The organism is Paraburkholderia sp. J7 (genome assembly GCF_905220155.1).
Classification (GTDB): Bacteria; Pseudomonadota; Gammaproteobacteria; order Burkholderiales; family Burkholderiaceae; genus Paraburkholderia.
The window spans coordinates 121,260-143,781 of sequence record NZ_CAJMYZ010000015.1 but is presented as its reverse complement, the minus strand read 5'-3'; the positions used below and the strand labels follow the sequence as shown (position 1 = coordinate 143,781).

General features: G+C 64.3%; 18 protein-coding genes. 11 read left to right on the top strand and 7 right to left on the bottom strand.

From position 1 onward, the window contains the following. Positions 1-69 precede the first annotated feature (69 nt). The 3 genes from U5A58_RS24180 (at position 70) to U5A58_RS24170 (ending at position 5,754) form a co-directional block, all read left to right on the top strand. Complete coding sequence (locus tag U5A58_RS24180; protein WP_321963342.1) at positions 70-1,287, top strand: pyridoxal-phosphate-dependent aminotransferase family protein; 1,218 nt, start codon at positions 70-72, stop codon at positions 1,285-1,287. A gap of 150 nt (positions 1,288-1,437) precedes the next feature. Then, the gene (locus tag U5A58_RS24175; RefSeq protein WP_321963341.1) at positions 1,438-2,724 is read left to right on the top strand and encodes an MFS transporter; all 1,287 of its coding nucleotides are present in this window, start codon (positions 1,438-1,440) and stop codon (positions 2,722-2,724) included. 6 nt (positions 2,725-2,730) lie between these two features. Beyond that, the gene (locus U5A58_RS24170) at positions 2,731-5,754 is read left to right on the top strand and encodes an FAD-binding and (Fe-S)-binding domain-containing protein (protein ID WP_321963340.1); all 3,024 of its coding nucleotides are present in this window, start codon (positions 2,731-2,733) and stop codon (positions 5,752-5,754) included. Positions 5,755-5,770: 16 nt separating this feature from the next. Here U5A58_RS24170 and U5A58_RS24165 read toward each other — a convergent pair whose 3' ends face one another. Genes U5A58_RS24165 through U5A58_RS24155 form a run of 3 tightly spaced genes read right to left on the bottom strand, consistent with a single transcriptional unit; the run spans position 5,771 to position 9,621 of the window. Continuing rightward, positions 5,771-6,841, bottom strand: coding sequence for a serine hydrolase domain-containing protein (locus U5A58_RS24165; RefSeq protein ID WP_321963339.1), 1,071 nt, complete (start codon positions 6,839-6,841; stop codon positions 5,771-5,773). 40 nt (positions 6,842-6,881) lie between these two features. Continuing rightward, positions 6,882-8,192 carry an MFS transporter gene (locus tag U5A58_RS24160; RefSeq protein ID WP_321963338.1) on the bottom strand — a complete coding sequence of 437 codons (1,311 nt, stop codon included), beginning with the start codon at positions 8,190-8,192 and terminating at the stop codon, positions 6,882-6,884. Between the two features lie 10 nt (positions 8,193-8,202). Further along, positions 8,203-9,621, bottom strand: a complete 1,419-nt coding sequence (locus tag U5A58_RS24155; protein ID WP_321963337.1) for a M20 family metallopeptidase — start codon at positions 9,619-9,621, stop codon at positions 8,203-8,205. Positions 9,622-9,745: 124 nt separating this feature from the next. Between U5A58_RS24155 and U5A58_RS24150 the strand changes: the two genes are divergently transcribed. Beyond that, positions 9,746-10,654, top strand: coding sequence for a LysR family transcriptional regulator (locus tag U5A58_RS24150; RefSeq protein WP_321963336.1), 909 nt, complete (start codon positions 9,746-9,748; stop codon positions 10,652-10,654). A 6-nt stretch (positions 10,655-10,660) separates the two neighbouring features. On the opposite strand, the gene U5A58_RS24145 is transcribed toward U5A58_RS24150, so the two are convergent. The 3 genes from U5A58_RS24145 to U5A58_RS24135 form a co-directional block, all read right to left on the bottom strand. Next, on the bottom strand, positions 10,661-12,004 hold the full coding sequence (locus U5A58_RS24145; protein WP_415774285.1) for a type II toxin-antitoxin system HipA family toxin: 1,344 nt from the start codon (positions 12,002-12,004) through the stop codon (positions 10,661-10,663). Beyond that, a complete protein-coding gene (locus U5A58_RS24140) occupies positions 12,001-12,423 on the bottom strand; it encodes a helix-turn-helix transcriptional regulator (RefSeq protein ID WP_321963335.1) in 423 nt (140 codons plus the stop codon). Before U5A58_RS24140 ends, U5A58_RS24145 begins: the two co-directional genes overlap by 4 nt. A gap of 323 nt (positions 12,424-12,746) precedes the next feature. Further along, positions 12,747-13,580 (bottom strand): NAD(P)-dependent oxidoreductase, encoded by an 834-nt coding sequence (locus U5A58_RS24135; protein ID WP_321963334.1) that lies wholly within the window; start codon positions 13,578-13,580, stop codon positions 12,747-12,749. A 174-nt stretch (positions 13,581-13,754) separates the two neighbouring features. On the opposite strand from U5A58_RS24135, the gene U5A58_RS24130 reads away from it, so the two are divergent. The 5 genes from U5A58_RS24130 to U5A58_RS24110 all read left to right on the top strand — a co-directional run bounded on the left by U5A58_RS24130 (position 13,755) and on the right by U5A58_RS24110 (position 19,162). Next, positions 13,755-14,747 carry a LacI family DNA-binding transcriptional regulator gene (locus tag U5A58_RS24130; protein WP_321913295.1) on the top strand — a complete coding sequence of 331 codons (993 nt, stop codon included), beginning with the start codon at positions 13,755-13,757 and terminating at the stop codon, positions 14,745-14,747. 192 nt (positions 14,748-14,939) lie between these two features. Further along, positions 14,940-16,163 (top strand): porin, encoded by a 1,224-nt coding sequence (locus tag U5A58_RS24125; protein WP_321913296.1) that lies wholly within the window; start codon positions 14,940-14,942, stop codon positions 16,161-16,163. 70 nt (positions 16,164-16,233) lie between these two features. Next, positions 16,234-17,244 (top strand): TRAP transporter substrate-binding protein, encoded by a 1,011-nt coding sequence (locus U5A58_RS24120; protein ID WP_321963333.1) that lies wholly within the window; start codon positions 16,234-16,236, stop codon positions 17,242-17,244. A 78-nt stretch (positions 17,245-17,322) separates the two neighbouring features. Then, positions 17,323-17,802: a TRAP transporter small permease gene (locus U5A58_RS24115; RefSeq protein ID WP_321963332.1), complete on the top strand. Its 480-nt coding sequence runs from the start codon at positions 17,323-17,325 to the stop codon at positions 17,800-17,802. Between the two features lie 7 nt (positions 17,803-17,809). After that, on the top strand, positions 17,810-19,162 hold the full coding sequence (locus tag U5A58_RS24110; protein WP_321963331.1) for a TRAP transporter large permease: 1,353 nt from the start codon (positions 17,810-17,812) through the stop codon (positions 19,160-19,162). A 70-nt stretch (positions 19,163-19,232) separates the two neighbouring features. Here the strand turns inward: U5A58_RS24110 and U5A58_RS24105 are convergent, their stop codons facing one another. Beyond that, positions 19,233-20,249, bottom strand: a complete 1,017-nt coding sequence (locus U5A58_RS24105) for an NAD(P)-dependent alcohol dehydrogenase (RefSeq protein ID WP_321963330.1) — start codon at positions 20,247-20,249, stop codon at positions 19,233-19,235. Positions 20,250-20,359: 110 nt separating this feature from the next. On the opposite strand from U5A58_RS24105, the gene U5A58_RS24100 reads away from it, so the two are divergent. Together U5A58_RS24100 and U5A58_RS24095 are read left to right on the top strand one after the other, a co-directional pair. Beyond that, on the top strand, positions 20,360-21,316 hold the full coding sequence (locus U5A58_RS24100) for a LysR family transcriptional regulator (protein WP_321963329.1): 957 nt from the start codon (positions 20,360-20,362) through the stop codon (positions 21,314-21,316). 108 nt (positions 21,317-21,424) lie between these two features. Beyond that, a complete protein-coding gene (locus tag U5A58_RS24095) occupies positions 21,425-22,519 on the top strand; it encodes a fatty acid desaturase family protein (RefSeq protein WP_321963328.1) in 1,095 nt (364 codons plus the stop codon). Positions 22,520-22,522 lie beyond the last annotated feature (3 nt).

Here is a 22,522-nt window from a genome sequence, read left to right as displayed (position 1 = left end):
CTCTGTCTACGTAAGGGCTGACTGGATTATAGTTTTTTGCATGCAAAATTCAAAAACAGGAGCGATTGCATGTTGAAGCTCGATTTCCATCCCGCTGGTCGTCACTTCCTGCAGATTCCCGGCCCGAGCCCGGTGCCCGATCGCATCCTGCGCGCGATGAGCTATCCGACCATCGACCATCGCGGCCCCGAGTTCGGCGTGCTCGGACTCAAGGTGCTGGACGGTATCAAGAAGATCTTCAAGACCCAGCAGCCGGTGGTGATCTATCCGGCCTCCGGCACCGGCGCGTGGGAAGCCGCGCTCACCAACACGCTGAGCCCCGGCGACACGGTGCTGATGTATGAAACGGGTCATTTCGCGACGTTATGGAAGCAGATGGCCGAGCGCCTTGGCCTGAAGCCGGAGTTTCTCGGCCTGCCTGGCATTGAAGGCTGGCGGCGCGGCGTGCAGCCCGACATGATCGAAAAGCGCCTGCGCGAAGATGCGCAGCACGCGATCAAGGCGGTTTGCGTGGTGCACAACGAAACGTCGACCGGCGTGACCTCCGACATCGCCGCGGTGCGCCGCGCAATCGATGCCGCCGGGCATCCGGCGCTGCTGCTCGTCGACACGATTTCTGGCCTCGCGAGCGCGGACTACCGGCACGACGAATGGGGCGTGGACGTGACCGTCTCCGGCTCGCAGAAGGGCCTCATGCTGCCGCCGGGCATCAGCTTCAATGCGGTTTCGGCGAAGGCGCTGGCGGCCAGCGAGCAGGCAAAGCTGCCGCGCAGCTTCTGGGGCTGGACCGAGATCATCGAGATGAACAAGAGCGGCTACTGGCCGTACACGCCCAACACGAACCTGCTCTACGGCCTTTCCGAAGCGCTCGACATGCTGCAGGACGAAGGGCTCGACAACGTATTCGCGCGGCATCAGCGCCTGGGTGAAGCGTGCCGGCGCGCGGTGCGCGCGTGGGGCCTCGAGATCCAGTGCGCCGACCCCGCCGTCTACAGCCCGGTGCTCACGGGCGTGATGATGCCCGAAGGCGTGGACGCGGACGCGGTTCGCAAGATCATCTACGAGCGCTTCGATCTTTCGCTCGGTACGGGCCTTGGCAAGGTCAAGGGGCGCATGTTCCGCATCGGGCACCTGGGCGACTGCAACGATCTCACGCTGCTGGCCGCGTTGGCCGGCTGCGAGATGGGCCTGCGCATTGCGAGCGTGCCCTTGAGGGACAGCGGCTTGCCGGCGGCGATGGAATATCTGGCGGCGCAGCCCAATGTGGTTTCGCTGAAAGCAGCCTGAAGCAGGCGTTTTTCTCACATAAGACGCACATGCCGCGCACGGGGCGCGGCATGACAGGCTGATTTCCTAGGTTGTCCCAGGTTGTTCCCATGCCGGACGCCCCTGCAAGAAGGGCGAAGCGGCCGATAGAACCAGCAACGGAGACAGACGATGAAACGGTATCGATTGACGAGCGCGAGCAGCATCGTGCTGATCATGCTCTGCATCATGTACTTCATCACCTACCTCGATCGTGTGAACGTGAGCACGGCGGCGGCGGGCTTCGGCAAGGAGTTCCAGCTATCGCACACCGAAGTAGGGCTGGTTTTTTCGGCGTTTGCGTATCCGTATCTGCTGTTTCAGATCATTGGCGGCTGGGTGAGCGACCGCTTCGGCGCGCGCCGCACGCTGCTTTTCTGCGGCGCTGTGTGGGGTGTGGCCACGGTGCTCACGGGCATGGCGGGCGGTCTCGCCTCCCTGCTCGCCGCGCGCCTTTTGCTCGGTTTCGGTGAGGGCGCAACGTTTCCCGCCTCGACCTCGGCCATGTCGCGCTGGGTCGCAAAAGAGCGGCGCGGCTTCGCGCAGGGCATCACGCACTCCGCGTCGCGCATCGGCAATGCGGTGGCGCCCGCAGTCGTGGTGCTCGTGATGGCGCGCTACGGCTGGCGCGAATCGTTCTACGTCTGCGGCGCGCTCAGCCTGCTGTGGGTGGTGGTGTGGGCGTTCACGTTCACCGAGCACCCGAAGGATCACCCGCGCATTACCGAGGCCGAACTCGCCATTTTGCCGCCGCCCAAGCCGCGCGCGACGGGCCTGCCGTGGATGGCGCTCTTCAAGCGCATGATTCCGGTGACGATCGTCTACTTCTGCTACGGCTGGACGCTGTGGCTTTTCCTGAGCTGGATTCCGCAATACTTCCTGCACAACTATCACCTGCAGTTGGGCAAGTCGGCGATCTTCGCATCGGTGGTGTTCCTCGCGGGCGTGGTCGGCGACACGCTCGGCGGCCTCGTGACCGACTGGCTCCTCAAGCGCACCGGCAACCTCAAGCGCGCGCGCAGCTGGATGGTCTCGGTGTGCATGCTCATCACGTTGATCGTTTTGGTGCCGCTGATGTTCGTCCATGACCCGGTTATTTCGATGACCTGTCTCGCGGCGGGTTTCTTCTTCGCCGAAATGACCATCGGCCCGATGTGGGCGATTCCCATGGACATCGCACCGGAATTCTCGGGCACGGCGAGCGGCATGATGAACACGGGCTCGGCATTGGCCGCGATCATCTCGCCCGTGGTGGGCGGCTTTCTGATCGACCGCTTTGGCAACTGGGATCTGCCGTTCGTGGGCAGCATGGTGCTGATGGGGTGCGGCGTGATTCTCGCGTTCCGCATGCAGCCCGAAAGCCGTTTCGAGCTGGGCAAGCAGGCTGAAGCGCCCGCAGGTTCTCGTCAGGGAGTGTGAACGGCAATGGAAGGCGCACGCACCTCTGGCATGCTGGTCAAGCCGATTCATCTGGTTCCCTCGAGCGCGGGCCATGGCTCGCCGCTCGCGCGTCGCCTGCGCGAAGCCGTGCGCGGCGACGTGTTCTTCGACGCCGCGAGCCGCGGCCGCTACGCAACCGACGCTTCGATCTACCAGATCATGCCCATCGGCGTGGTGGTGCCGCGCGATCAGGACGACTTGCGCGCCGCGCTGGAAGTGGCGCGTATCGCGCATGCGCCGGTGCTGGCGCGTGGCGCGGGTACGAGCCAGTGCGGGCAGACGGTGGGCGAAGCGCTCGTGATCGACACGTCGAAGTGGCTCAACAACATCGTCGATTTCGATGCCGGAGCGCGAACGGTGACAGTCGAGCCGGGCGTCGTGCTCGATCATCTGAACGCGTGGCTCAAGCCGCACGGGCTGTGGTTTCCCGTGGACGTTTCGACGGCCGCGCAGTGCACGATTGGCGGCATGGCGGGCAACAATTCGTGCGGCTCGCGTTCGATCGAGTACGGCAACATGGTGCACAACGTGCTCGGCATCGACGCGATTCTCGCGGACGGCAGCGAGGCCCGTTTCCAGTCGCTGAAGAAGCCGCAGGAAGGCGCGCGCCTCGCGGCACTGCTCGAAGGCGTGCAACGCATCGCCACACGCGAGCGCGGCGAAATTGCCGAACGCATGCCGAAGGTGTTGCGCCGCGTGGCCGGCTACAACATCGACCTGTTCGACTGCCAGAACCCGCTCGCCTATACCGACGACGGCGTGGCGAATCTCGCGCATCTGCTCGTGGGCTCCGAGGGCACGCTCGCATTCAGCCGGCAGATCACGCTGAAGCTCGCGCCGCTGCCCGCGCACAAAACGCTGGGCGTAGTGAGCTTTCCGACCTTCTGGCAGGCGATGGACTCCGCGCAGCACATCGTCAAGCTCATGCCGACTGCGGTGGAACTGGTCGATCGCACGATGATCGAACTCGCGCTTGGCAATCCGGGCTTCAAGCCGGTGATCGAAAAGGCGCTGGTGGGCAGGCCCGATGCGATCCTGCTGGTCGAATTCGCCGGCGACAATCGTGACGATCAGGTGCGCCGCCTCGATGGTCTCGTCGAACTGATGGGCGACCTCGGCCTGCCGGACTCGGTTGTGAGGATGACCGACGCGAACGAGCAAAAGGCGCTGTGGGAAGTGCGCAAGGCCGGCCTGAACATCATGATGAGCATGAAGGGCGACGGCAAGCCGGTCTCGTTCATCGAAGACTGCGCGGTGCCGCTCGAACATCTCGCGGAGTACACGAGCCGCCTGACCGAAATCTTTCATCAGCACGGCACCGAGGGCACATGGTACGCGCACGCGAGCGTCGGCACGCTGCACGTGCGCCCGATTCTCGACATGCGCCGCGACGGCGCAGCGAAAATGCGTGCGATAGGCGAAGCGGCCGCGGAACTCGTGCGCGAGTACAAGGGCGCGTTTTCGGGCGAGCACGGCGACGGCCTGTGCCGCGGCGAATGGATTGCCTGGCAGTACGGACCGAAGATCAACCAGGCGTTCACGGAGATCAAGCAGATATTCGACCCCGAGAATCGCTTCAATCCCGACAAGATCGTGCGCCCGCCGAAGATGGACGACGCAAAGCTGTTCCGCTTCGCGCCGGGATATCGCGAGCGCCAGATGCGGCCGATGCTCGACTGGTCGGCGTGGGACGCGAAGCGCGATCCGCTAACGGGCGTTGAAACGCCGCCCGGCAGCGGCGACGACTTGACTGGCGGCCTCGCGAAAGCCGTGGAGATGTGCAACAACAACGGCCACTGCCGCAAGTTCGACGCGGGCACGATGTGCCCGAGCTATCGCGTGACGAAAGACGAGAAGCACGTGACACGCGGCCGCGCGAACACGTTGCGGCTCGCAATCTCGGGGCAGTTGGGCGAGGACGGGCTTGCGAGCGACGAAGTCAAGGACACGCTCGACCTGTGCGTGTCGTGCAAGGGCTGCAAGCGCGACTGCCCGACCGGCGTGGACATGGCGAAGCTGAAGATCGAGGCGCGCGCGGCGTGGAATACGAAGCACGGCCTGAAGCTGCGCGAGAAGATGATCGCGTTCTTGCCGCGCTATGCGCGTCGTGCAGCAAAAGCGGGCGGCCTGGCGGTGGCCGGCGAGCGCATTCCTTTGGTCAATGCATGGGTGAAGCGCGCGCTCGGTCTCGCGCCGCAACGCTCGCTGCCGCAGTTCCAGCCATCGTTCCTTTCGGAGGTCACGGGCGCAAGCCAGGACGCAGCAGCGGCAACCAAAGAGGTGGTGCTGTTCGTCGATACCTTCAATGACAACTTCGAGCCTGAAAACGCGCGCGCCGCGCAACGGGTGCTCGAAGCGGCCGGCTATTTCGTGCACTACAACGTGCGCGGCGAAGAACGTCCGCTGTGCTGTGGCCGCACGCTCCTCGCAGCGGGTCTGGTGGACGAGGCGAAGCGCGAGGCGCGGCGGCTACTTGATACGCTCATACCGTTCGTCGCGCGTGGCGTTTCGATTGTCGGGCTCGAACCCTCGTGCCTGCTCTCGATGCGCGACGAGTTCCTGCAATACGGCTACGGCGACGAGGCCCGAGAACTTTCTGCCGCGGCGTTCCTGTTCGAGGAATTTCTCGTGCGCGAGAAAGGCGCGGGTCGATTCGATCTGCCCTTGCACGCGCTCGACGCGCCGCGCGCGTGGGTGCACGGCCACTGTCATCAGAAAGCGTTCGACGCCTTCCGGCCCGTGCTCACCGTACTGGGCTGGATTCCGGGGCTGGAGGTGAAGCCGATCGAATCGTCATGCTGCGGGATGGCAGGGAGCTTCGGCTACGAAGCGGAGCACTACGAAGCATCGCTGGCGATGGCCGAGCTTTCGCTGTTGCCCGCCGTGCGCCAGGCGGATCGTGCCGATCTCGTCGTGGCGGACGGCACGAGTTGCCGCCACCAGATCCACGACGGCGCGAACGCCACAGCGCTGCATGTGGCGAGAGTGCTGGACATGGCGCTGCGCTGATGCGCGATTCAATGGGCTATCGTGCGCATACGGCGTCCACTGCGTGCAGCATCTTGCCGAAGAACGCATCGGCGAATTGTGAATCGAGCCAGCGCACGATCAGCGCGATCTTGCGCTCGGGCTCGATCCACATGAACGAACTGCCGGCGCCTACGCCAAAATAGCTTGACTCGGGCGCGCTCGGGAACATGCGCCGCTCCGTATTGAGCCAGACGAGCGAGCCGTAGAACGGCGCAAGCGGGCAGGGCGAGCGCATGCGCGCGATCCATTCGCTCGAGAGCACGCGGCGGCCCGAGGCTACGCCATCGTCGAGCAGCATCTGCGCGACCTTCAACTGGTCGTTGGCGCTCACCGACATGCCGCCGCCCCAATGCGAGCCGCCCGGCACCGATTGCACGCGTTTGCCGCCCAGCTCGATCCATGCGTCGTCGTAGCCGACCCATTGCCAGTTTTCGCTCGCGCCAACGGGCCGCATGATCGTTTCGCGAAATACATCGGGTAACGAACGACCGAACAGATGTAGCAGCGCGAGCGAGAGCTGGTTGATGCGCACGTCGTTGTATTCCCAATACGTGCCGGGCGCCTGCAACGGGCGTAAATCGCCTTTCTTTCCGTCGGGCGGCTCGCCGAAGGTGACGGCGCGATAGTGATCGGCTTGATCGGAAAGGCCGAAGCACTTGCCTTGCCACTCGCTCGTCTGTTGCAGCAGGTGCGTCCACGTCACGGTCGCATTGTGGTCGTCGTCGAAGCCGATGCCGGGCACGCGCACGCGTACAGGCTCATCGGGATCGGGCAAGAGGCCCTGATCGTGGGCTACGCCCGCAAGTAACGCCAGATACGTCTTCGCAATGCTGAAGGTCAGGTCCGGCCGGTCAGGCTCGCCCCATTGCGCGAGCGGGCGGCCACCCACGGCAATGGCGCCGGACACGGGGCCGCGGTCGTGGATAGGGCCGAGCAAGCGGTTCCACGGCGGCGGGTCGTTCACGTGCACGCCGAAGTTGCCGTCGGCGTGGCGGTCCCATGCCGATTCGTGATCGACGGAAAACTGAATGGCGTCCTGAACTTCTTGCGGCAAATCGTGTGACATACGTGCGGGTTTCCCTTTCGTGTTCCTGTACGGCGCCGGTTCAACGGGCGCCCAGTTTTACGCGTGCCCAGATCAACGTAGCGAGGCTCAACACAGCCGCGAACATCAACCAGAGTCCCGGCGCGAGATTATTGCCCGTCGCAGCAATGAGCGAGGCCACGGCCAGCGGCGTGAAGCCGCCGAACACGGTCGTCCCGACGTTGTAGGCGAGCGCCATGCCCGTGGTGCGCGTGCGGGTGGGGAAGAAGCTTGCCATGAGCGCCGGAATCGAGGCGAAATACACGACCTTCAGCACCGCGACCCAGATCACGGCGGCCAGCAGCGTGGAGAGCGAAGGATACGCGTTGATGAGCATGAACGCCGGATAGACGGTGAGCAGGAACAGCACGCCCGCCACGAACATGATGCGCGTGCGGCCTATCTTGTCCGACCAGTGGCCCACAATGGGTGTGAGCACGATGGCGATCAGGCCGGCCACGAGCGTGGCGATAAAGCCCGACGAAGGCGCGAGGCCAAGCTGTCGAGCCGCATAGGTCGGCATATAGAGGAGCACGTATTGAGCCGATGTGGTCAGTATCAGCACCCCGATCGATGCAATCACTTGGGCCTTTTGCGTGGCGAACAATTCGCGCACGGGCGACTCGGCTTTCTCGACGCGCTCGAATTCGGGCGTTTCGTCCATGCGTTTGCGGATATAGAGACCCACTGGCCCAATTAGCACACCGAACAGGAATGGAACGCGCCAGCCCCAGCTTTCGAGCTGCGGCTGCGTGAGCGCGCCCGTGAGCACGGCGCCGAACAAGGAGACGAGCAGCGTGCTCGCACCCTGGCTCGAGAACTGCCAGCTGGACATGAAGCCGCTGCGCTGCGGCGCGTGCTCGACCAGGAAGGCGGTCGAACTGCCGAACTCGCCGCCCGCCGAAAAGCCTTGCAGCAGGCGCGACGCAAAAATGCCGATGGGCGCGAGTATGCCGATCGTCGCGTAGGTGGGCATGAGCGCGACCATGCCGGTGCCGATCGTCATCATCGCAATGGAGAGCGTGAGCGACGCCTTGCGGCCCTTGCGGTCGCTGTACGAGCCGAGCACGAGCGCGCCGAATGGCCGCGCGAGGTACGAGAGCGCGAATGTGCCGAGTGTCAGCAGCAGCGATATCGTCGCGTTGTGAACGGGGAAGAAGAGCTTGGAGAGCGTCGTGGCGAAGTAGCCATACGCGAGCAGGTCGTAGAACTCGAGCGCGTTGCCGATCGAAGTCGCAATGATGAGCCGCGAGACGTTCTTGCCCGAAGTGCTTCGCGTGGGCTCGGACCAGGGCTCGCTGCCGTGATGCGCGGGAAGGGAATCGATGCTCATTGCGACGTCCTCATGCAAGCGTTGTTGGATGCGGTGCGGGGTTGGACGCACCGGCTTCTCTTGCGCCGAGGTCCCAGAAAAGGCCAGCCATGATGCGCAGCCCGTCGCGCACGACCGGGCCGAGCAGGTGCTCGTTCGGTGCGTGCTGCGAGCAGCCTGGATACGAATGCGGCACCCACAGCGTGGGCATGCCGAGCACGTCGGCGAATACATCGTTGGGGAGCGTCCCGCCCAGGTTCGGCAACAGCACGGGTTCGGCTCCCGTGGTTTCGCGCAGCGAGCGCAGCGCCCATTGCACCCACGCGTTGTCGGGATCGACACGCGTGGCCGGCGCGCCGCGCTCCACGTCGAGTTCGATCATGTCGAAGCCGTGCGCGTCGAGGTGCGCGCGCACGATGCGTTCGAGGTTTTGCCAGTCTGTGCCGACGACGAAGCGAATCTGCATGTAAGCGATCGCGTGCGGCGGAATTGCGTTCACGGGCTTTTCGGGGTTGCCGGTGCGAAACGCGAGCACTTCGAGATTGTTCCAGCCGAACACACGCTCGGTGGACGTGAGGCCCGGCTCGCCGTAGTCGCGATCGACCTCGGGCTCACCCGGATTGCCGCCCACACGAATATCGGCAAGCGCGCGGCGTACGGATTCCGGAATGGGTGGCGGGCGCAGACCTTCTACGAGAATCTTGCCGTTCGCGTCGACCATCGAGGCGATCGCGTTTGCGAGCACGACGCCCGGATTGCGCAAGAGGCCGCCCCAGTTGCCCGAATGGTGGCCACCTTCGCGCAGCGTCAGTTCGAGCTTGAAATTGACGAGGCCGCGCGAGCCGAGAAAGATCGTCGGGCGGTGCGCGCTCAGGCGCGGGCCGTCGGAGGCGATCAGCACGTCGGCGGCGAGTTCGTCGCGTAGTTGCGTGCACAGTTCGTGCAGGCCCGGTGAGCCGACTTCTTCGCCCGTTTCGAACAGCAGCTTGAGGTTGAAGCCAAGCTTGCCGCCGCGCGCGTCGAGCACGGCCTTGAGCGCCGCGAGGTTGATGCTGTGCTGGCCTTTGTTGTCGGCGGTGCCGCGGCCGTACCAGCGCTCGCCGTCGACGGTCACGTCCCACGGCGTGAGGCCCGTGCGCCATTGCGCGTCGTAGCCGCGCACCACGTCGCCGTGGCCGTAGCTGAGCACGGTGGGCAGCGCGTCGTCTTCGTGGCGATGCGCAATCAGGAACGGGCCCGCGCCTTGGGCGGGGTTCTCGACGACACGGTAGGTGAAACCCCAATCGACAAGGAGCGGCGCGAGTTCCTCGTCCAGATAGCCGCGCAGGCGCTCGCCGCTTTCCGGCTCCTGGCTCTCGGTGCGATACGCCACGCGGCGGCGCAGATCGTTCAGGAAGTGGCCTGAATCGTATTGACCGGCTGCGGTTTGAATAGCGGTGTCACGGGTCAACTCACGTCCCCCTGTTTTTAAGGCCGTCGAGCGATCCTGCAGTCGCCGATATTTCTTCACAATTACAATATTTGTGATTTATCTTTGCCGAAACGGCAAAGCGAACGAGACCGCGCTCATCGACATGGACAACACCGCACTGCGCTATTTTCTGGAAGTGGCCCGCAGCGGCTCGCTGAGCAAGGCGTCCGAACGGCTTTACGTGGCCGTTTCGGCGCTCAGCCGCCAGATCAGCCGGCTCGAAGATGAACTCGGCACGCCGTTATTCGAGCGGCGGCCGCGCGGCATGGTGTTGAGCGAGGCGGGGCGCATGCTCGCCGAACACGCGCGGCGCAGCCTGCTCGAAACGGATCGCGTGGTCGGCGAGATTCGGGGCTTAAGCGAGGGTGGCCGCGCGACCATACGCGTTGCGAGTTCCGAAGGCCTCGCACCGGATTTTCTGCCGCAGGTTTTCGCGCACTTTCTCCGGACCTGGCCGCAAACGCATTTTCAGCTGGACGTGTCGGCGCCTTCTGTTGCAACGCAGCGCGTGAGAGAAGGTACGGCCGATATCGCGCTGTGCTTCAGCCTCGCGCCGGAGAAAGAAATTGCCGTGCACTATTCGCAGCGCGCACCGATATTTGCGCTCATGCGGCACGATCATCCGCTGGCGGCGCGCGAGTCGCTTTCGTTGCGCGACTTGATGCCGTGGCCGGTTGCCATGAACAACCAGGGCGTAACGATCCGCCAGCTCATCGACATTGCGTGCAGTCTCGAAGGGTTGATCTTCGAGCCGGTGTTCGTCAGCAACTATCATGTCGCACTGCAAAGATTCGTACGCCTGACCGATGCCGTGACGTTCACCGGTTTTCTAACCGTGCGCGGCCGTCTCGAGGTGGAGGGTCTTGCCGCCGTGACGCTCTCGAACCCGGAGCTGCATCAGCGCACACTGCAGATCCAGACGATGGCGGGCCGCACGCTGCCGCAGACCATGCAGGCTTTTCTCGACCTGCTCACGCGCGCGATCGACGACGAGGATTTCGCATGCGGGTGATTGCGCTTAATTCGTGAGCCCGGCGGTAAGCCGCGCGGCGAGCCTGCGCATGCCGGCGAAAACGGCGTCGGCTACGTCTTCCGGAAAACCGGCGGGAATCTGCGCCGAGACGGCTTCGATCACGCGCGGCGTTTGCGCCGCCACCTGCGCGAGCATCGCTTCGACTTCCGGCGCGGCGTATCCCACGCGCTGGCCTTGCGCGATCCAGTGCCGGGGATAGATCTCCTCGACGCGATAGTGCCGGTTGCGCCCGCACACGGCCATCGCGAGGCTCACGCGCTGCGGCGCAATATGGTTACGGCCGCGGCCGACGACAGGATGCGCGCTGAGCACGTCGTAGAGCGGCGTAGCGGTGTACTCGCTGCCGGGCAGCAGTGCAATGCTGTAGTTCTTCGCGTGGCCGTCCGTTGCCGCGAGCAGCCAGAAGACGATTTGCGTGACGAAAAAGTGGCGGCGGTCGGCCGTGGCCTGCGCGGAGCCATCCAGCACTTGCATGATCGCGTCGATGCCCGGGCCGCCGTCGGTTTCGTATTTGGCGAGCCCGGACGTGCCCGTGGCCTGGCACAGGTCCTCCTGCGGCAGGCGCACGATCCATTTGCCGTCGCTGGCAAGACGCCGGTCGAATCGCTCCACGACCAACGCCTTCATATCCTCGAATTGCCCGATTTCGCAGGGCGCGACGGGCAAGCCGTAGGCCGCGATGATTTGCGTGCACAGCCACTCGTTTTCCACCGAGGTACGCATGTCGGCGCGCATGTTGCCGACGAGCCCGAGCGGCAGCTTCAGGATATGCGTGGTCGGCGTGCTGCCTTCGGGAAGCAGCCACTGGCCGCCATGCCACAGCAGCGCGGTCTTTTCCTGCGCCCCGGCGATGGAAAGCCGCAGGCTGTCCACGGAGTCGTGCTCGCCCGCGTGCGGCGTGGCGGTGGTTTCGCGCAGCAGTTGTGCGATGTCGCCTTCGCTCAGCGCTCGCCCCTTGATGCTCCTGAGGCTCGTGGGCGCAACGCCAGCGGGGAGAATCTGCAGCGCGCCCACGCAATCGCGGCCGAGCGCGGCGAGCAACTCGAACGGCGAGGTACCGCCCGTCTGGTAGCGCGCGGCGATACGCCTGCGAATGCGGTCGCTGTCCGGCAGCAGATTGTCGAAATAGTCCGCGACGATCTGGCCGCGGTAGGGCTGGTTGCCGGGGGTGAACGGCAGCGAGAGCGAGAGGGGGCGGCCTTGCGGGTCGTCGAGCCAGCTGTCGAGATACACGAGGCGCTCGTTGCCGCGCGCGCTCTCCCAGTAGCCCACGGGCAGGCCGTTCATCCACAGGTCGAGCCGGTTGGGTAGACGGGGGCGTGCGCTCACCAGTTCTCCCTCGGCTTGCGGCGCGTGGCGGACTGGCGCGGCGGGACTTCGGCCGCCTGCGTGGTGCGGGTGCGCGTGCGGGTGTTTTCCCGGTTGCTTTTGCGGACGGCCGGCGGCTTGGCCGCGCTCGGCATCGTGGCTGTGGCCGCGGGAGCTTTGGCCGGGCGGGGCGCGGCTTTCGCCGCGACCGGCGCAGCCTTGGCTTCGGGCGCGCCGAACTTGATTTCGACGTCGACGAGTCGCAGAACCCGAACGAGCCGCTCGACGCTCGCCGCTTCGGGATTCGCCTCGAACGCGGCATAGCTTTGCTGCGAGATGCCGAGCCGCGCGGCCACGTCTTTCTGGGTGAGGCCGGCTTTCTTGCGGAAGCCGACGAGAATCGGGCGCAGTTGGCTCAGGGTCTTGAGAGGGTAGTCCACGGCAACTCCGGGCGGCTAGATGCGGATGCAAACGGAAGCAACGGCCGATGCAAACGGAAACGCGCGGCGCAGTGGAATACAGTCTATACGTTGTAAAGTAAAAATACAAACCATAGACTGTAATTTGAAAATACAGTCTGTAGGTTGTATCTGGTGCCAGGAGAGTGCGGTAGCAGGTGAGTGACGACGATCAGGTTGCCATGCAAAGCTGCAACTAACTGTCCGGCGCGGCGTGATCCCGCCCAGCCGCTTCGCGGCCAGGGCGGTCTGCCTTCAGGTTATCGAGCCGGTTCTCCAGCATGCACAGCAGACCGGGCGCCCGCTTAGCCCTCGGCGCCTTGCATCGGCTCGCCAAGCACGAACGGTCCGCCCTGATACTGCTGCGCGGCGTCGCCAGGCTCGGCGTTCGGCGCGGTCGCCGGGAAGCGCTCGGCGTACGCCGCCGAGCTGTCGCGCGGCCGGTAGCCGAGAAAACCCGCCTTGCCGTTGTCCCACCAGCTTGCCGGGTTGTCCGACACGCCATACACGACAGCATGACCCACGCGGTTGGTGAACAACGAGCAGCGCACGAGTTCGATGAAGTCGCGATAGCTCAGGAACGTGACGAGCATGCGCGCGTTCTTCGGTTCTTCGAACGACGAACCAATGCGCAGACATACCGTTTCCATGCCGAAGCGATCGAAGTAGTAGCGCGACAGCGATTCGCCGAAGCATTTCGTCACGCCGTACAAGCTGTCCGGCCGGTGCGCGGCGTCGGTATCGAGCACGCTCGTGACCGGATGGAAGCCCGTGACGTGATTGGAGCTCGCGTAGACGATGCGCTTGATGCCGTGCTTGCGCGCGGCTTCGTAAAGGTTGTACGTGCCGCGAATGTTGGCTTCGAGCAGGTCGTCGAACGGCGCGTCGATGGAAATGCCGCCCAGGTGCACGATCGCATCCACGCCTTCCACGAGTTGCATGACCGCCTCGCGATCCGAGAGGTCGACGCGGTGCGTTTCCTCGTGCGCCGCCGCCTCGCCCAGTTCCGTGATGTCGCTCACGCGAACGACGTCGGCCCAGTTCGCGAGCGCGCCGCGCAACTGACGGCCCAGATTGCCGCCCGCGCCGGTAAGAAGAAGACGGCCGAACGGTTTGGCGGAAAGTGAGTGTTGCGACATCAGGGCTCCCTGGGAATTATTTTGATATTGATGGACGCATGGAAAACGTTTTCCGAATATAGCCACCGGCAATCGCAGCGTCAATGGAGGAATACCTGCTCCGAATACGGGGTTCACCCCAGGTCCGTTTCTGCGACAATGCTCGCCGTCGATCATCCCTGGCGCTGCCAACCTATGAAAAGTGGTTCCCCGACGATTCGCGATGTCGCCGCGATGGCCGGCGTCTCGGTCGCGACGGTATCGAAGTACGTGAACGGCACGCAACGCTTTTCGCCGGCGGTGGAAGCGAAGGTCAAGGACGCCATCGAGGTGCTCGGCTACCGCTCCAATCCGCTTGCGCGCTCAATGATCACGGGGCGCACGCGCACCATCGGCGTTGCCATTCTGGACATCGCGAACCCGCACTTCACGAACGTGGTCAAGGGCGCGAACCGCGTCGCGCTTCAGCACGACTACACGCTGCTTCTCGTGGACGCCGAAGAAAATCTCGCACGCGAGCGCTCGCTCATCGAAGCGCTTTCGCCGCGCGTGGACGGCCTGATCGTCAGCTCGCGCGCGTCCGAGGAGATCGCCAGGTGGACGATGAATCTGGGTAAGCCGGTCGTCATGCTCAGGACCGTGCGCGGCCTCGACATTCCCACCGTCGGCTTCGACAACCGGCTCGCGACTTCCATGATGGTGCGTCATTTGCTCAATCTCGGGCACCGCCACGTGGCCTACCTCGGCTTCGCCGCGGCGACCATCAACGACGAACGGATTGCCGGCGCAACCGAGGCGCTGGCCGAAGCCGGCCTCACGCTCGACGTGTACGAGACCCACGCGCCGACCGCCCAGGCGGGCGAGCAAGCCTGCTCGCGGGTGATGCTGGGCCCGAAGCGCCCGCAGGCGGTGATCTGCTACAACGACCTCATCGCGCTTGGCTTCATGAAGGAAGCGAAGTCACTCGGCTTTCGCATACCGCAGGATGTCTCGGTCGCGGGCATCGACAACGTGCCCTATGGCGAATACGTGGAGCCGCGCCTGACCACGATCGACGGGCAAAGCGAGCGTATGGGCGAACTGGCCATGCAAAAGCTCATTGACGTCCTCGCAGGCCGCGCGGATGTCGAGCAGGTCGTGCTCGAACCCCGCCTCGTTGTGCGCGACTCGACCGCTCCCTGCCGCTGATTCCCTGATCTGCGAAGTACCCGCTCGCTGGCCGTTCTTCAACGGCCGGCGGCCTCGTCACGCGTGCCCAGGGCACGCACTTTCGCACTGCCGCTCCGCGTAACTACCTACTAGCCATTTCGAAAGGAACGCATTAAATTTAAGAAAACGTTTTCCCGAAGTGACACATAAAGAACAAAAGGAGATCGGAGAATGCCGGAGAATACGCGCCGTTTGAAGTGCGCCGTCGTCGGGGTGGCGATTGCAGGTGCTGCGCCTGCCTTTGCGCAAAGCAGTGTCACGCTCTACGGTATCGTCGATACGGGCATTGGCTGGCAGTCGAGTCAAACGACGCTCGGTTCGACCTCGGGCGGGCGTTCGGCGGTCAAGATGATCAACGGCGTGTGGGCCGGCAGCCGCTTCGGCCTGAAGGGCGCCGAAGACCTGGGCGGCGGCACGAAGGCGATTTTCCAGCTCGAGCAAGGCTTCAACAGCGCAACCGGCGCGCAATCGACGAGCGGGCTCATGTTCAGCCGGCAAGCGTTCGTGGGCGTGACCAATCCCACCTACGGTTCGCTCACGGCGGGCCGCCAGTACGCTTCGTACTACCAGATGCTTTCGCCGTACAGCCCGACCACGTGGCTCACCGGTTTCTACGGCGCGCATCCGGGCGATCTCGACGGTCTCGACACGATCTATCGCGCCAATAACACGCTGTTGTACACATCGCCGAAGATCTACGGCTTCACGGTGAGCGGTTCGTACTCGCTCGCCGGCGTCCCCGGCAGCGTGACGCAAGGCTCGACCTGGACCGCCGCGGCACAGTACGCCATGGGGCCGTTCGGCATGGCAGTGGGCTTCTCGCGCATCAACAACTCGAACGTGAACGGCGGCGCCTTCGGTGCCGATACGACCACGTCCAACGCGGGCGCGCAGCCCGGCATTTCCGCCGTCACCTACGGCTACCAGTCGGCGCGCGCACAGCAGCGCTTCGCCGTGGGCGCGGGCTATACGTTCAACAGCCAGTTCGATCTCACCGCGACTTACTCGAATGTGCAGTACATCCCCGGCGTGGGATCGGGCTTCCACGACACCGCGATCTTCAATACGGGCGGCGTCGTCCTGCACTGGAAGCCGGCTCCGACGTGGGACTTCGCGACGGGCTACAGCTACACGCGCGCAACGCGAGCCAACGGCATCACGAGCAGCGCGCAATACCAGCAGTTCAATCTCTCGGAGTACTACACGCTTTCCAAGCGCACGGGACTTTACGCGTTGCAGGCTTTCCAGCGTGCAAACGGCAAGACCCTCACGCCGGCGGGCAACGGTACCCAAATCATCAACGCGACCGCGACGATTGGCGATGGCTTCCAGACCACGCCGTCTTCGTCACGCAGCATGGTCGCTGTAGGTGCAGGCATCATCCACCGGTTCTGAGACACCCGGTTGGCCAGCTAATCAGCCCAAACACGGCTTGAAAACAACTCTTCCATTCTTGGGGCAAGCGATGAAAAAAACCTTTCGCAACGCACGCACTGCACGCACCGCAAAGACCGCAATGACGGTTCTGGCAGCGGCTCTCGCACTGACCGCCGGCGCCGCGCACGCGCGCGTGTTCCGCGTAGCCGACGTGCACAGCGACTCCTTCCCGACCAACATGGCGATCAAGCACATGGGCGAAGAGATTTCGCAGGCCACGGGCGGCAAGGACTCCGTCAAGGTGTTCGGCAACAGCGCGCTCGGTTCGGAGAACGACACGATCGATCAGGTACGCATTGGCGCGCTCGACATGGTTCGCGCCAACGGCGCCGCGTTCAACGAGATCGTGCCGGAGTCGATGATTCCGTCGCTGCCGTTCCTCTTTCGCGACATCGACCATTTCCGCAAGGTGATGTACGGCCCCGAAGGCCAGAAGATTCTCGACGCGTTCAAGGCGAAGGGCATGATCGCGCTGACGTTCTACGAGAGCGGCGCGCGTTCGATCTACGCGAAGCGCCCGATCAAGTCGCCGGCCGACATGAAAGGCCTGAAGGTGCGCGTGCAACCGTCCGACCTGATGGTCGACGAAATCAAGGCCATGGGCGGCACGCCTACGCCGATGCCGTTCGCCGAAGTCTATACGGGCCTGAAGACGGGCCTCGTGGATGCGGCTGAAAACAACCTGCCGTCGTACGAGGAAACCAAGCACTACGAAGTGGCGCAGGTGTATTCCGAAACGGATCACGCCATGACGCCGGAAGTGCTCGTGTTCTCGAAGAAGGTATGGGACACGCTCACGCCGCAGGAGCAGGACGTCATCAAGAAGGCGGCGGCCGACTCGGTGCCGTACTACGTGAAGCTCTGGACGGCGCGCGAAGACACGGCGGGCAAGACGGTGCAAAAGGGCGGCGCGACCATTGTTCCGGCTACGCAGGTCGATCGTGCAGCGTTCGTGAAGGCCATGCAGCCTGTGTGGGCGAAGTATGAAAAGACGCCCGAAATGAAGCAGATCGTGGACGAGATCCAGGCGATTCACTAAAGCCCGGGGCTCCGCGCCGCAAGCGGCGCGGAGCCGGAAAAACGCAGTTGTGAAGTCTGTACCGTGCAAGGGTGGATCATGACCTTCCTGAAACTCCCCAACGATTTACTGTTTCGCCTGCTGACGATCGTCGCCTCGGTTGCGCTCGCCGCGCTGACGGTGCTCGTCTTTTACGGCGTGATCATGCGCTACGTGTTCGAGAGCGCACCCGATTTCGTGGAGCCGGTCGCGTTGCTGCTGGTGGTGACCATCGCCATGTTCGGCGCCGCGCTCAAGGTGCGCGAGCGCGGGCATATCGGGCTCGATTCGCTCGTCAAGAAGCTTTCCCCACGGGGGCAACTGATCGCAGAAGCGTTTCAGCATGTCTGCCTGATCGCGCTTGGCGGGGCGATTTTCTTCGGCTGCCTGCAAATGGCGGAAACAACCATGGACGACCGCATCGCGATTCTCGGCGTGCCAGAAGCGGTGCGCTACGTCATTCCGGTCGTGGCCGGCACCTGCATCGTGCTGTTTTCGCTCGAGCATTTGTTGGCGCTGTTCGTACGCAAGGCAAAGTAGGGCAAACATGGAACTCGCAATTCTTTCGCTCAGCTTCTTGGTGCTCCTCGCCTTTGGGGTGCCGGTTTCTTTCTCGCTCGGTCTCGCCTGCGTCAGCACGTACCTTTACGAAGGACTGCCGGCCGCGACTGCCATGCAGTCGATGATCTCGGGCATGAACGCGTTCTCGTTTCTCGCCGTGCCGTTCTTCATCTTCTCCGGCGAGTTGATGCTGCACGGCGGTATTGCCGACCGCATTCTGCGCTTCGCCCAGGCCGCCGTGGGGCACTTCCGCGGTGGCCTGGGCATGGCCAATGTCGTTGCGTGCACGCTCTTCGGCGGTGTTTCCGGCTCGCCTTCGGCCGATACGTCGGCCATGGGCGGCGTGGTCATTCCGCTCATGAAGCGCGAAGGCTATAGCGCCGCCTATGCGGTCAACGTGACGACGCACTCGTCGCTCGCCGGCGCGTTGATGCCGACCTCGACCAACATGATCATCTACGCATTCGCGGCGCAAGGCATTACGGGCACGCTGAATGGTCAGCAGATGAGCGGCGTGTCGATTGGCGACCTGCTGTTCTCGGGGCTGCTGCCGGTGTTGTGGGTCATGGGCTTCGTGCTGATTGCCGCGTACTGGCAGGCGCGCCGCTTTGGCTATCCGCTCAGCGCGGACGGCTCGACCAAACTGCAGGTGTTCCCCGGCTGGCTCGCCGTGGTGCGAGCGTTCCTCGGCGCGCTGCCTGGCTTGCTCGTGATCGCGATCATTCTCTTCTGCGTGGCGCGGGGCATTGCGACCGCGACGGAAGCGGCCGCGATTGCCGTGGTGTATTCGCTCGCGCTCACCGTGGTCGTGTATCGCACGATGACGAAAGAGAAGCTGTTCTTCGCCCTCTCGCGCGCGGCCAAGACCACGGGCGTGGTGCTGCTGCTGATCGCGGTGTCGAACATGCTGCGCTACCAGATGGCGTATCTGGAGATTCCGGAAGCCATCGAGCGCGTGCTCGAACATGCCACGACGCTTCCCTGGCTGATGCTTCTGTACATCAACATCATCCAGGTGTTTCTGGGCACGTTCATCGACATGGCGGCACACATCCTCATCACGACGCCGCTGTTCCTGCCGCTCGCCATGCATAGCGGCGTGGGTCCGGTGCAGTTCGGCATCATGATCCTGCTGAACTGCGCACTGGGCCTCGTGCATCCGCCAATCGGCTCGGTGCAGTTCATCGGCTGCGCAATCGGCGACGTGTCGATCGGGGAGACGACCAAGGTCGCGTGGCCATACTATCTCGCGATCTTCAGCGCGATCAATCTGGTCACCTACTTTCCGTTCTTCTCCACGTGGCTGCCTAGCGTGATCAACGGGCATCCGGTCTTCTAAAGCGACGGGCACAAGCAAAACGAAGCGGGCACCTCGAGTGCCCGCTTCGCTTTTCTGCGCCGCTAGCGCATCACGCCACGCGTATCACCACCTTGCCGAAATGCTTGCCGGCTTCGAGCCACGCGTAAGCTTCGGGCGCTTCGTCGAAACCGAATACGCGATCCACCACGGGGCGAATCTGCTGCGAGGCGATGAAACGCGTGAGGTCGTCGAGCATCGTGCGGCTGCCGACCATGAGGCCGTGCAGCCGCTTGAAGCCGCCGATCACCGGAAGCAGGCCGAGTTCGGGGCCCGCGAAACTCGTCACGCCGCCGATGATCGAAACGAGCCCGCCCATCTTCGCGGCCGCCACCGAGCGCGGCAGCGTATCGCGTCCGCCGACTTCCACGACGATATCCGCGCCTTCGCCGCCTGTGAGCTTCAGCACTTCGTTCTGCCATTCGGGGTGCGAACGATAATTGATCGTCTCATTCGCGCCAAGTGAGCGCGCGCGCTCGAGCTTCTCGTCGCTCGACGAAGTGACGATGGTCCGCAAGCCCGCCGCGTGGGCGAGCTGCAGCGCCCAGATCGACACGCCGCCGGTGCCGAGCAGCACCACGGTCGCGCCGGGCTTCGCCTCGCCATCGACGAAGATCGCGTTCCAGGCCGTGATGCCTGCGCACGAGATCGTCGCGGCCTCCTCGTAGCTCAGGTGCGCGGGAATCGAAACGAGCGAGGTTTCGTCAGCGACGAAGCGTTCGGCCAGCACGCCGTCGAATTGCGCGCCGGGCGTCTCGCGCACTTTCGAGGGCGTGGGCGCGCCGTCCACCCAATGCGGGAAGTAGGTGTTGATCACGCGGTCGCCGGCTTTGAAGCGCGTGACAGCCGCGCCGACTTCGACCACTTCGCCGGCGCCGTCGGCAACCGGCACGAGCGCCGCGTCGCCGAGCCCCAGGTAATCGCCGCGCGCGAACATCAGATCGCGATAGTTGAGCGAAGCCGCGTGAATCTTCACGACCACGTCATGCGGGCCGGGCGCGCGCGGCGTGAAGTCGGTGCGCGCGAGTGCGCCATGGCCGCTGCCGGCCTTGAGTTTCCATGCGTTCATGACTGCTCCAGTACGAGTGGGAGCACCTATGATAGTGTTGCTTGTGTGGCGACATTGGTGAGATTTTTGACCTTCGTTGTTGCCGAAAGGGATACAAAGGAGTCAGTGCAATGGATGATCGTCTGAGCGGCGTGGCCGAATTCGTGGACGTCGTGGACGCGGGCAGCTTCTCAGCCGCGGGCGCGCGCCTTGGCGTGACGCGCTCCGCGGTCGCGAAGATCGTGGCGCGGCTCGAGCAGCGCCTGGGCGTGCGTCTGCTGCACCGGACCACGCGTAGTTTGAGCCTCACCGACGAAGGCCACGCCTACTACGAGCAGTGCCGCCGCGTGCTGAGCGAGCTGAGCGCGGTGGAAGCCGCCTTCGACCATGGCCGGCGCGAGCCTTCGGGGCGCTTGCGGATCAGCGCACCGGTGCTGTTCGGGCGTCAGTGCGTCGCCCCCGTGGTGCGGCGGCTCGTGGAGGACTATCCGCGTCTGAATGTCGAGCTTTCGTTTAGCGACCGCGTGGCCGATCTCGTCGAGGACGGCTTCGATCTGGCCGTGCGCATCGGCACGCTGCCCGATTACGGCACGCTCGTCGCGCGCCGGCTCGGCGTGCAGCGCATGGGCATTTGCGCGTCGCCTGCGTATCTCGCGCAGCACGGCAAGCCCGCGGACGTCGCCGCGCTCGCCACGCATACAGGCATCGCGTATGGCCGCGCAGGGCAGAGTCCGCCGTGGCGTGTGCGCGGCCCCGGCGGCGAAGTCGAGGAGTGCCGGCTCGCGTCGCGGCTGTACTTCGACGACCTGCTGGCGATTGCCGATGCGGCGGCCGCCGGCGCCGGTCTCGCGTGGCTGCCGTGCTGGCTTATGGCGCCGTACTTGAGCGACGGACGGCTCGAACTCGTGATGGACAGCAAGAGCGTGATGGGCGGCGAAGTTCACGTCGTGCGGCAAAAGGCGAGGCACATGCCGTCGAAGGTGCGCGTGGCCGTGGACGCGCTCGTCGCGGATATCTCGCGCATGCTCGGCGCCGAACAGGAGCACGTGGATTACGCCCACGATCTCGCCCACCTGGACGCAAGTTGACGAAATTTCATCAAGGTTTCCGTTGAGCGCGACCGGCGCGCCGCTTATGTTTGATCCCAGAAAGACGTTGCTGCTCGAAGCACGGACAACCGGATCAAGGAGACATCGATGTCGAACACGGAAACCAGCGCAAGCGGAGCCGGTCGTGAGGCGTACAGGCTGATCGGCGGAGCAGGGGAAGCGGCGCGCGCCGCGGGGCTCGTCAATGCCGAGTGGTACAAGTGCCCGGTGCCGCGCGCCACGATGAAAGCGCTCATGCAGCGCGGCGACGCGCGCGCCATGCGCGACACGTTCTTCTGGTACGCGGCCATCGTCGCGAGCGGCGTACTCGCATGGTTCGCGTGGCACGCCCATTCGCTGTGGGCGATTCCCGCGTTCTTCCTCTACGGCACGCTCTATTGCAGCCCCGCCGATTCGCGCTGGCACGAATGCGGACACGGCACGGCATTCAAGACGCGCTGGATGAACACCGTGGTCTACCAGCTCGCCTCGTTCCAGGTGTTCCGCCGCCCGACCGTCACGCGCTGGACCCATGCGCGCCACCATACCGACACGCTCGTCGTCGGCCGCGACCCCGAGATCGCCGCGCCGCGCCCGACCGACTGGGCTGCGCTGCTGCTCAACGTTTTCGCGATCAAGCATGTGGCGGGCGAAGTGCCGAAGATCGTCGCGTGCGCGTTTGGCCGGATCGGTGCGGAAGAAAAGACCTATGTGCCCGCTTCCGAGTGGCCGAAGGTCGTGCGCGAAGCACGGCTCACGCTGCTGGTCTATGCGATGGTGATCGGCGCGTGCATCGCGCTGCGCTCGCCGCTGCCGCTCCTCTATATCGGTCTGCCGAGCCTGTACGGCGCGTGGCTCTATCTCTACTTCGGGCTCACACAGCACGCGGGGCTGCCCGAGAACGTGCTCGACCATCGCAAGAACTGCCGCACGGTCATGATGAATCCCGTGTTCCGATTTCTCTACTGGAACATGAACTATCACGTCGAGCACCACATGTTTCCGATGGTGCCATTCCACGCGTTGCCGCGACTGCATGAGGTCATCAAGCCGGACATGCCGCCTTCATACAGCAGCACGATCGCGGCTTACGCGGAGATCTTGCCCGCGCTCGTACGCCAGACTCGCGATCCCTCATATCACGTGAAGCGGCCTGTGCCGGGCGCCGAGTGGAACACATTCAAGCAGCCGGAAACGGTGTGAAAA

Coding starts and splice junctions, on each gene's coding strand:
- U5A58_RS24125 (WP_321913296.1), top strand. CDS start 14,940: ATGCCGGAGAATACGCGCCGTTTGAAGTGCGCCGTCGTCGGGGTGGCG.
- U5A58_RS24130 (WP_321913295.1), top strand. CDS start 13,755: ATGAAAAGTGGTTCCCCGACGATTCGCGATGTCGCCGCGATGGCCGGC.
- U5A58_RS24160 (WP_321963338.1), bottom strand. CDS start 8,192: ATGAGCATCGATTCCCTTCCCGCGCATCACGGCAGCGAGCCCTGGTCC.
- U5A58_RS24095 (WP_321963328.1), top strand. CDS start 21,425: ATGTCGAACACGGAAACCAGCGCAAGCGGAGCCGGTCGTGAGGCGTAC.
- U5A58_RS24110 (WP_321963331.1), top strand. CDS start 17,810: ATGGAACTCGCAATTCTTTCGCTCAGCTTCTTGGTGCTCCTCGCCTTT.
- U5A58_RS24170 (WP_321963340.1), top strand. CDS start 2,731: ATGGAAGGCGCACGCACCTCTGGCATGCTGGTCAAGCCGATTCATCTG.
- U5A58_RS24105 (WP_321963330.1), bottom strand. CDS start 20,249: ATGAACGCATGGAAACTCAAGGCCGGCAGCGGCCATGGCGCACTCGCG.
- U5A58_RS24135 (WP_321963334.1), bottom strand. CDS start 13,580: ATGTCGCAACACTCACTTTCCGCCAAACCGTTCGGCCGTCTTCTTCTT.
- U5A58_RS24150 (WP_321963336.1), top strand. CDS start 9,746: ATGGACAACACCGCACTGCGCTATTTTCTGGAAGTGGCCCGCAGCGGC.
- U5A58_RS24180 (WP_321963342.1), top strand. CDS start 70: ATGTTGAAGCTCGATTTCCATCCCGCTGGTCGTCACTTCCTGCAGATT.
- U5A58_RS24120 (WP_321963333.1), top strand. CDS start 16,234: ATGAAAAAAACCTTTCGCAACGCACGCACTGCACGCACCGCAAAGACC.
- U5A58_RS24100 (WP_321963329.1), top strand. CDS start 20,360: ATGGATGATCGTCTGAGCGGCGTGGCCGAATTCGTGGACGTCGTGGAC.
- U5A58_RS24175 (WP_321963341.1), top strand. CDS start 1,438: ATGAAACGGTATCGATTGACGAGCGCGAGCAGCATCGTGCTGATCATG.
- U5A58_RS24165 (WP_321963339.1), bottom strand. CDS start 6,841: ATGTCACACGATTTGCCGCAAGAAGTTCAGGACGCCATTCAGTTTTCC.
- U5A58_RS24115 (WP_321963332.1), top strand. CDS start 17,323: ATGACCTTCCTGAAACTCCCCAACGATTTACTGTTTCGCCTGCTGACG.